Annotated in this window: 7 protein-coding genes and 1 rRNA gene; 2 read left to right on the top strand and 6 right to left on the bottom strand. The window is 48.3% G+C overall.

The window, feature by feature from the left end:
* Nucleotides 1–67: ribosomal RNA gene (locus ACFO9Q_RS21575) — 16S ribosomal RNA — on the bottom strand; the annotation flags it as partial.
* Between the two features lie 467 nt (nucleotides 68–534).
* Nucleotides 535–873: a WGxxGxxG family protein gene (locus ACFO9Q_RS21570; RefSeq protein ID WP_379185649.1), complete on the bottom strand. Its 339-nt coding sequence runs from the start codon at nucleotides 871–873 to the stop codon at nucleotides 535–537.
* A gap of 170 nt (nucleotides 874–1,043) precedes the next feature.
* Here ACFO9Q_RS21570 and ACFO9Q_RS21565 point away from each other — a divergent pair, with 170 nt between their 5' ends.
* Nucleotides 1,044–1,166, top strand: a complete 123-nt coding sequence (locus ACFO9Q_RS21565; RefSeq protein WP_379185648.1) for a DUF6254 family protein — start codon at nucleotides 1,044–1,046, stop codon at nucleotides 1,164–1,166.
* Between the two features lie 101 nt (nucleotides 1,167–1,267).
* Here ACFO9Q_RS21565 and ACFO9Q_RS21560 read toward each other — a convergent pair whose 3' ends face one another.
* The 3 genes from ACFO9Q_RS21560 to ACFO9Q_RS21550 are packed head-to-tail and all read right to left on the bottom strand — an operon-like array spanning nucleotide 1,268 to nucleotide 3,463.
* On the bottom strand, nucleotides 1,268–1,990 hold the full coding sequence (locus ACFO9Q_RS21560) for an amino acid ABC transporter ATP-binding protein (RefSeq protein ID WP_379185647.1): 723 nt from the start codon (nucleotides 1,988–1,990) through the stop codon (nucleotides 1,268–1,270).
* Complete coding sequence (locus tag ACFO9Q_RS21555; RefSeq protein ID WP_379185646.1) at nucleotides 1,983–2,633, bottom strand: amino acid ABC transporter permease; 651 nt, start codon at nucleotides 2,631–2,633, stop codon at nucleotides 1,983–1,985. The genes ACFO9Q_RS21560 and ACFO9Q_RS21555 overlap by 8 nt, the downstream gene beginning before the upstream one ends.
* A 26-nt stretch (nucleotides 2,634–2,659) precedes the next feature.
* Nucleotides 2,660–3,463 (bottom strand): transporter substrate-binding domain-containing protein, encoded by an 804-nt coding sequence (locus ACFO9Q_RS21550; RefSeq protein WP_379185645.1) that lies wholly within the window; start codon nucleotides 3,461–3,463, stop codon nucleotides 2,660–2,662.
* 176 nt (nucleotides 3,464–3,639) lie between these two features.
* Between ACFO9Q_RS21550 and ACFO9Q_RS21545 the strand changes: the two genes are divergently transcribed.
* Nucleotides 3,640–4,821, top strand: coding sequence for a M20 family metallopeptidase (locus tag ACFO9Q_RS21545; RefSeq protein WP_379185644.1), 1,182 nt, complete (start codon nucleotides 3,640–3,642; stop codon nucleotides 4,819–4,821).
* Nucleotides 4,822–4,906: 85 nt separating this feature from the next.
* On the opposite strand, the gene ACFO9Q_RS21540 is transcribed toward ACFO9Q_RS21545, so the two are convergent.
* Nucleotides 4,907–5,992, bottom strand: a complete 1,086-nt coding sequence (locus tag ACFO9Q_RS21540; RefSeq protein WP_379185643.1) for a Gfo/Idh/MocA family protein — start codon at nucleotides 5,990–5,992, stop codon at nucleotides 4,907–4,909.
* Between the last annotated feature and the right edge of the window lie 8 nt (nucleotides 5,993–6,000).

Below are 6,000 nucleotides of genomic sequence, written 5' to 3'. Positions count from 1 at the left end.
GCTCGACTTGCATGTATTAGGCACGCCGCCAGCGTTCGTCCTGAGCCAGGATCAAACTCTCCATAATGGTTTGTTTGTAGCTCTTAAAGACTTGCTAGCTTTATTGCTTTCCGATAAATGCTTACGAAGCAATGTTTGCTACGCAAACCTTTTATCGGGGCAGTTTCACTCGTTGTTCAGTTTTCAAAGAACAATTACTTTAACTTCTCTGCAGCATTTGTTTGCGACAGGAGTTATAGAATAACATGTCCGCTTCGTCATTGCAAGTTGTAATTAATTCCAATTAGAATTGATAATTGTAATTATATTCACTTCATGTTTGTTACCAAACATTCCATTAGAAGCAAGATTTACAATATATCACGTCTCAACAACTATTGCAACAGTTATTTTAATTATTTTGTCTTCAACCCGGTTTCTGAGGCCGGACTAATAATGTACCACTTACTCCACCATTTGACCAGAGGTATTATTTACCATGCCCTCATAAACAGAAAAAGGGCTGACCGCAGCCAGCCCCTTATCATGGCCATCCTAGGTGCGTTCGCGATCGCGGCCCTTCAGACCAGCAAGACCAATTAGACCAAGCAGACCGAGCCAGCCCCAATCGAAATCATCATCGGCTGCCGCTGCAGCTCTGTACGTGTTTTTCACAGGGTTCGTTCCATACGAATTCATTGTACCGTTGTTATTATCATACGATCTTGTTCCGTATTGCCCTGTTCCATTCATGCTTGAGCCGTAAGTCCCACTTGACTTCGTCCCGTAGTTGTTCGTAGTGGAGCTGTGATCCATCTTCTCTGCAAATACAGGAACCGCGAGTAACAGTGCCACACAAGTGAAAATCGTCAATAATGTTGCGATTTTTTTCATTCCAGCGCCCTCACTTTATCGTAGTTTTTGTTCCATGTTTGTTTTCTCCTTGTGCGCACTGTTTTATGCATCTGTAAGGGGTTCATCCAGCATCCGGCAGTACTATACACACATGAAGAGACTGCGATTATGACAAGCTATCCTTCATATGAAGAAAGGAGGTAAGCCTCATGACATCCTCTAAGAATCGCCGTGAGAACAAGTGGAATACACGAAAGCATAGTCAGCATCCTCATGGCAAAATCAAATCATTAGCAGAACTGAGCCAAGAAGCAACTAAGCAAGAGCCATAATGCTAATCTTCACTTCCAAGTACATTCTCAAATGAAAAGGACTGCACGCGATTCAGCAAAGTGCCGGATATCGCGTGCAGTCCTTATTTTCATCCATATATCTATAATACCTTGCTTAAGAAATCCCGAGTTCGTGGATGCTTAGGGGCAGCAAACACTTCTCTAGGCAGTCCTTCCTCTACAATAACACCGCCATCCATGAACAACAGCCGGTCTCCCACCTCGCGCGCAAAGCCCATCTCATGAGTCACAATGACCATCGTCATCCCTTGGCTGGCCAGACGCTTCATCACGTCGAGCACTTCCCCAACCATCTCGGGGTCAAGCGCCGAAGTAGGTTCGTCGAAGAGCATCACACTCGGCTTCATAGCAAGCGCCCTTGCAATGGCAATTCGCTGCTTCTGACCGCCGGACAATCTAGCCGGGTAAGCATCCTTCTTGTCTTCCAAGCCTACCGTTCGAAGCAGCTCCATAGCGAAGCCTTCAACATCCTGGCCCCCTTCGTTCTTGAGCAGCTTAGGCGCAAGAGTGAGGTTCTCCAGTACCGTCTTATGCGGGAACAGATTGAAGTGCTGGAACACCATACCCATCTTCTGACGAATGGCATTAAGCTCCCTCTCCCTGGACGTCACCTGCACATCCTCGAACCAGATCTCTCCTTCAGTCGGCTCTTCCAATCGATTGAGGCAGCGCAGGAACGTGCTCTTCCCGGATCCGCTGGGTCCAATCACAACGACGACTTCACCTTGAGCAATATCTGTGTCTATACCTTTCAGTATCTCATTCTTACCGAAAGATTTGCGTAACCCTCTAACCTTAAGCACTTCTCTTCAGCTTCCTTTCCAGTCGTCCAAGCAGCTTGGAGAGCGTGAACGTCATGATGAGATAGATCAGGGCAGCGACTAAGAGCGGCTCAAGCGGGATGAAGGTTACGCCGCGCACTACATCTGCATTGTACATTAATTCACCAATTCCGATTACAGATACAAGTGAAGAGTCTTTGATAATAACGATGAACTCGTTGCCGATAGCAGGCAGCATATTGCGGAACGCTTGCGGAAGAATAATATGCCGCATAGCCATCGATCTGGTCATCCCAAGGGATCGAGCCGCCTCCATCTGACCTTTGTCAATCGCATCTATACCTGCACGGAACACCTCCGACATATACGCCGCTATGTTAAGCGATAATGCGAATATTCCAGACACGAAGGCAGACATGACAATACCGAATTCAGCCAGACCATAATAGATAATGAATATTTGAACAAGCATTGGAGTCCCGCGAATGATCTCAACATAAGTAGCTGAGATTGCCTTAAGGATCCAATTGGAAGAAAGTCTCATCAGTGCTACCAACACACCAAGCAGCGTTCCCGCGATAACGGAGAAGAAGGATAGCTGCAGTGTCTTCCAAGCCCCATTAAGGAAATAGGAATAATAATCTGGTAAAAACGTAAAATCCATAATTTTATTACACTCCAATTCGCTGATTATTCAACCAGTTCATTAGCTTCTACGACAAATCTGTCGATTAAGCCGTCTTCCTTCAGTCTTTTCAGCGTCTTGTTGACAGACTCAAGAACCTCTGAATTCCCCTTCTTAATTGCAATAGCAGAGCCGCCCTCTTCCACATTCACGTTGAAAGGAATAGAGTAGTCCCCCTTCTTCGCATATTGCTCAGCAACAGGAAGCTCAACGATAATCGCATCGACACGACCCGACTTCAGCTCAAGGACGAGTTCAGTAATCTTAGACAGCGAAGTAAGCTTCGCACCTTGAATTTCCTTAGCAATTCCTTCTTGAATGGAACCCTTTTGAACACCAATCTTCTTGCCTTTAAGATCCTCGTCAGTCTTTAGCCCTGCCTTATTGTCAGCTTTAACCATTACCGCTTGCTTAGCCATATAATAAATATCAGAGAAGTCTACATTCTTCTTGCGATCTTCAGTCGGAGTCATTCCCGATATGACCATATCCACCTTGTCCGCATTCAAGGCAAGCAGCAAGCCGTCGAACTTCATATCCTGGATTTCCAGCTTAGCGCCCATATCCTTGGCAATTTCCTTCGCAATCTCAATATCGAAGCCTACAATTTGGTCCTTGCCATCGATTTTTTTGTGGAATTCATATGGAGCATAGTCAGCACTAGTTCCGAGCACGATCGTCTTCTTGCTAGCTCCTGCCCCGCTCGTATTGCCATCTCCGGCTCCTTGATTATCTTCTTTCTTCGCCCCGCAAGCGGCTAGCACAGTGACCAGCATAACAGCAAGTAATAGAAGTAATGATTTTCTCATGTTGTGTCTCTCCTCTGAGTTTGTATTTAACAGTGAACTATCCTATTATAAAAACGTACATCAATAATTACAACTATTTTCGCATAATTATTCATGTGTCTGAATGCTATACAATCAAATATATTCCAGTATTGGTTATACCTTCACATATCTCGCCAAAGGAGCATACTAAACAAATGTCAGGAAACAAGAAAACTCTATCCTCCCTAATTGATAATCACGCTGAGTCCTTCAAGCAGCTCTCTCGAACAATCGGAGCTAACCCGGAGCTTGGCCATCAAGAATTCAAGGCGAGCGCCTTGCTCATCAAGGAGCTGGAACGCCATGGATTCACAGTTGAGCGGCAGCCGCTAGGTCTCACAACTGCGTTCATTGGCTCCTACACCTCAAGTAAGCCGGGACCGACTGTCGCCTTCCTGTGCGAGTATGATGCCTTGCCTGATCTGGGTCATGCCTGCGGACATCATATGATCTGTATCATGAGTCTAGCAGCTGCCGTCGGTCTGAAGGGTGTATTAGATGAACTCGGCGGAACCATTCGAGTATATGGCACACCGGCTGAGGAGACGAAGGGCGCGAAGGTCCCGATGTCCGCCGCCGGGTTATTCGATGATTGTGACTTCGCCTTAATGGCTCATCCTTATTATACCTTCGAGCGGTCTGGGAACTCACTTGCACTCGATGCCATCCAGTTCGAGTTCTTCGGGCAAGCCGCTCATGCAGCTGCATCCCCCTATGAGGGAGTGAATGCGCTTGATGCTGTCCTTCAATTATTCAGCAGCGTGAACGCCCTTAGACAACAGACGCGGAGCAGCGCGCGCCTGCACGGCATTATTGATCATGGCGGGAGTGCTCCTAACATTATTCCCGATTATGCTTCGGCCAAGTTCTACGTTCGCTCGCATTCCAGAGCTTACACCGATGAGTTGACCGCGAAGGTCATTCGCTGCGCTGAAGGAGCGGCTCTTGGGACCGGGTGTACGCTTCAGATGAACAACTATGAATACTCCTATGACGAGCTTCATACGAACCGGACCCTCTCCGACCAGTTCACTGCGAATCTAATGGAAGCAGGAGTCTCTCCGGAGGAGATTGGGTCCGGTCAAGACCATGGTTCCCTAGATCTGGGTAATGTATCCGCTCGATGTCCAGCCATTCATCCTTATGTGAAGGTGGTGGAGGAGCGGCTGCTGCTCCATACGGAAGGCTTCCGCGATGCAGCTATGACAGAGCAAGCACTGGACCGTATGATCTTCAGCGCGAAGGTGCTGGCAGGAACCGCTTACGACGTATTCCACAGTCCGCAGCTGCTCGCAGCCATACGTGAGGAATTTGAAGCTTCACGTCTGCTGCATTAATCACTTGAATCCCTCTGCACAACAAAAAATGCCGCCCGCGATTAACGCGGAACGGCATTTTTTAATTTTTACACAGGAACAATCCCTAGTTATTGAACTCAACAGCCTTGCCCGTACGGGAGGATTCATAGATCGCTTCAAGAATCTCGGATACGACAAGCGCCTGCTCAGGAGTTACTACGAGATCCGTGTCGTTCTTAACGGCACTGATCCAAGTATGGGCTTCCAGGTCCGATGCATTGTCGGATGAGGCACCGTCGTAGAACGCCACGCCGCCGCTGTTCATCTCAACCTTGTTCACATACAGACGGCTGTTGTGCTCACCATTGAAGCGCAGCCCGTCCTTCATGTCCGCGCCTGCCTTCGTGCCGTGCAGGGACACCTTCGCCTCGTCAACCTCAAGGGAATTCAGTGCCCATGAGGATTCAAGTACGATTGAAGCTCCGTTCTCCATCGTAATCATGGCGAATGCGGAATCTTCAACCGTGAACTTCGCTGGATCCCAAGGACCCCAAGCGTTCGCTGCATTCTCTGTCTGGGACAGCTTGTGGTAAGTACGGCCTAGGACCGTCTTCGGCTTGTAGTTGTCCATCATCCACAGCGCTAGATCAAGCGCATGGGTACCGATATCAATAAGCGGGCCTCCGCCTTGCTTCTCCTCATCGAGGAATACACCCCAAGTAGGCACGGCACGACGACGGATCGCATGGGCCTTCGCATAGTAGATCTCGCCCAGCTCACCATCAGAGCATGCTTGCTTCAGATAACGGCTGTCAGCACGGTAACGGTTCTGGTAGCCAATGCTAAGCTTCTTCCCGGTACGCTTAGCCACTTCCAGCATACGGCGTGCATCCGCTGCTGTCTTCGCCATCGGCTTCTCGCATAGGACATGCTTGCCTGCCTCAAGAGCTGCAATCGTGATCTCTGCATGGGAATCATTCGGCGTACATACATGAATGACATCGATCGTTGAGTCACTTAGCATGGAGGTGTAATCTTCGTAGACAGCAGCGTCAGCCGTACCGAACTTTGCCTTCGCTTCCTCTGCTCGTCCAATCTCAAGGTCACAGAATGCGACCATTTCTGCATCATTTACTGTAGCCAGGCTTGGCATATGTTTGCCGTTTGCAATTCCGCCGCAGCCGATAATTCCTACACGTACCTTTGACAAGGAATTCA

Origin of the sequence: Paenibacillus sp. GCM10023252, assembly GCF_042653305.1 — a bacterium.
In the GTDB taxonomy this organism is placed as follows: domain Bacteria; phylum Bacillota; class Bacilli; order Paenibacillales; family Paenibacillaceae; genus Pristimantibacillus.
This window is presented reverse-complemented; position numbering and strand designations above follow the sequence as displayed.

Excerpts from the sequence above, each read along its gene's own strand:
- ACFO9Q_RS21555 (WP_379185646.1), bottom strand. The coding sequence starts at position 2,633 with ATGGATTTTACGTTTTTACCAGATTATTATTCCTATTTCCTTAATGGG.
- ACFO9Q_RS21545 (WP_379185644.1), top strand. The coding sequence starts at position 3,640 with ATGTCAGGAAACAAGAAAACTCTATCCTCCCTAATTGATAATCACGCT.
- ACFO9Q_RS21565 (WP_379185648.1), top strand. The coding sequence starts at position 1,044 with ATGACATCCTCTAAGAATCGCCGTGAGAACAAGTGGAATACACGAAAG.
- ACFO9Q_RS21570 (WP_379185649.1), bottom strand. The coding sequence starts at position 873 with ATGAAAAAAATCGCAACATTATTGACGATTTTCACTTGTGTGGCACTG.
- ACFO9Q_RS21550 (WP_379185645.1), bottom strand. The coding sequence starts at position 3,463 with ATGAGAAAATCATTACTTCTATTACTTGCTGTTATGCTGGTCACTGTG.